This is a genomic window from Allosphingosinicella sp., assembly GCF_036387215.1.
Taxonomy (GTDB): Bacteria; Pseudomonadota; Alphaproteobacteria; order Sphingomonadales; family Sphingomonadaceae; genus Allosphingosinicella.
In genome coordinates, this window is sequence record NZ_DASVUE010000362.1 from 1 (window position 1) to 2,415 (window position 2,415).

The following is a 2,415-nucleotide window of genomic DNA, read 5'->3' on the forward strand; positions in this document are numbered from 1 at the left end:
CAGCCGCGCCGCCTCGGCCACCGCTGCGGCCGGCTGCTGCGCGTAATGGAGGACCTGGTGGATGATCACCGTGTCCGCGGTGCCGGCAGCGAGCGGCAGCGAATACATGTCGGCTTGGCGAAGCTCGGCAGTGGCAAGCCCGGCTTCGGCGAGTTTGACGCGCGCGAGGCGGAGCATCTCGGGCGAGCGGTCGATCCCGAGCGCACTCTTTGCGGTGCCGCCGAACAGCTCCAGCATCCGCCCGGTGCCGGTGCCAACATCGACCAGCCGGCCGGTGTCGTGGCCGCCGAGGGCGCGCGCGATCGCCGCCTCCACCTCCGTCTCGGCGATGTGCAGCGACCGGAGCTCGTCCCAATGATCCGCGTGGAGCGCGAAATAGCGCTCGGCGGCGGCGGCGCGGTCGGCACGGACCGCGGTCAGGCGAGCCGAATCGGCCGCAGCCCAATGATCCTCCCCGTCCACCTGCGCCCAGCGATCGAGCAGGTTGAACAGGGGATCGACGCGCTCGGACGCGCCGAGGCTCAGGAAAACCCAGCTCCCCTCCTTGCGCCGCTCCGCCAGCCCCGATTCGATCAGGATCTTCACGTGGCGCGAGACGCGCGGCTGGCTTTGCCCGAGCACCTGCGCGAGCTCGCCCACCGACAGCTCCATCGCGCGCAGCAGGTTCATGATCCGAAGCCGTGTCGGATCCGCAAGCGAGCGGAAGATTTCGGGAGCGCCGGACATTGAATTTAAGGATATAAAGATATCTTTATATGCGGGTCAATATGATTGTGCTGCGGTGAGTTGAGGGATTTCCCTACTGAAACAGTAGACATAGGAGCCCGACTCCTCTATTTCGCGTCTCCGCTGGAAGCCTGGGGAATGATCCTCCGGCACCTCGCCCAGCACAGGGATGCTCCAATCCTAAGGAGAGACGTTATGAAGAAGATTGCTCTGATCACCGCCGCGGTTGCTTCGCTCGGTCTGGCCGCTTGCGGCGGCAACAGCGGCGCCGGCAACGAAGCCAACACCGCCGAGACCAACACCGAGGCGACTGCCAACGAGACGATGACCGACGTCAACGCCGCTGCCGGCGACGCCGCTGCTCTGAACGCTGCCGAGGGCGCCCTCGACAACGCCAGCACTGCGGTCGAGAACGCTCAGGAAGCCGTTTCGAACGTCGCCGAGAACGCTTCGGGCAACGCCCAGTAAGCTTTTCGCTTCAAGCGATACGGGAGGGTCGGGTGCCGCAAGGCGTCCGGCCCTCTTTCTTTTGGTGAAGATGCCGCTAGGCTCGCCCCCGGACCTGCGGGAGGCATGCGTTTTGAAGAATTCGATCGGTTTCGTCATCGTGGCCGCAGTGCTCGGCCTTGGCGCTTGCGGGGGCGGCGAAGAGAAGGAAGGCGGCGTCACCGCCGAAGAATCGAAGCAGCTTAATGAGGCTGCCGAGATGCTTGATGCTTCGCCTGACAGCCTGGTGGCCGGAGACGAGACGGGGCTCGGCAATGGCGAGGCGGCGAGCGGGGATGCAGGGAACGAGGCGGTGGTTGATAACGGCGCTGCCAGCGGGAATGTTGGGAACGCTCAATAGGCTCTAGATCGTCGGAATAAAGAAAGGGCCGGGAGTGAACTCCCGGCCCTTCTTTTTTGGCTTGGCTGTTCGCACGGGCAAAGCCCGTGCTTGCGTCGGACGGGCTCGTGCGGCTTTCGGCCGCACGCCCCGCCGGCCGTTCTGATTCCGTCGCCGGCGCAGCCGAGGCTGCGCCGGTGCGAAATCAGAAGTCCATGCCGCCCATGCCGCCCACGCCGCCGGGCATGCCGCCGCCGCCGGCCGAGGACTTGTCCTCGGGCGCCTCGCTCACGGCCGCTTCGGTCGTGATGAGGAGGCCCGCGACGGACGCTGCGTCCTGGAGAGCGGTGCGGACGACCTTGGTCGGATCGATCACGCCGGCCTGAACCAGGTTCTCGTAGACCTCGGTCTGGGCGTTGAAGCCCTGCGTCGCGTCGTTGCCCTCGAGCAGCTTGCCCGAGATCACGGCGCCGTCGTGTCCGGCGTTGGACGCGATCTGGCGAACCGGCGAGTACAGAGCCTTGCGGACGATATCGATGCCGCGGGTCTGGTCGTCGTTCTGACCCTTCATGCCCTCGAGCGCCTTGGTCGCATAGAGCAGCGCGGTACCGCCGCCCGGGACGATGCCCTCTTCAACGGCCGCGCGCGTTGCGTGCAGCGCGTCGTCGACGCGGTCCTTGCGCTCCTTGACCTCGACCTCGGTCGAACCGCCGACCTTGATCACCGCAACGCCGCCGGCCAGCTTGGCCAGACGCTCTTGCAGCTTCTCGCGGTCGTAGTCCGAGGTGGTCTCTTCGACCTGCGCCCGGATCTGGTTGCAGCGGCCCTTGATGTCCTCGGGGTTGCCCGCGCCCTCGACGAGC

The 2,415-nt window shown here is 66.4% G+C and carries 4 protein-coding genes; 2 read left to right on the forward strand and 2 right to left on the reverse strand.

The genetic code is table 11. The features are described 5' to 3' along the window. On the reverse strand, nt 1–726 hold a 726-nt coding region (locus VF662_RS14415), incomplete at its 3' end, for an ArsR/SmtB family transcription factor (protein ID WP_464142485.1). A 195-nt stretch (nt 727–921) separates the two neighbouring features. On the opposite strand from VF662_RS14415, the gene VF662_RS14420 reads away from it, so the two are divergent. Next, the gene (locus VF662_RS14420) at nt 922–1,194 is read left to right on the forward strand and encodes a hypothetical protein (RefSeq protein ID WP_464142487.1); all 273 of its coding nucleotides are present in this window, start codon (nt 922–924) and stop codon (nt 1,192–1,194) included. A 112-nt stretch (nt 1,195–1,306) separates the two neighbouring features. Further along, complete coding sequence (locus VF662_RS14425) at nt 1,307–1,573, forward strand: hypothetical protein (protein WP_464142489.1); 267 nt, start codon at nt 1,307–1,309, stop codon at nt 1,571–1,573. 184 nt (nt 1,574–1,757) lie between these two features. Here the strand turns inward: VF662_RS14425 and VF662_RS14430 are convergent. After that, on the reverse strand, nt 1,758–2,415 hold a 658-nt coding region (locus VF662_RS14430), incomplete at its 5' end, for a TCP-1/cpn60 chaperonin family protein (protein WP_464142492.1).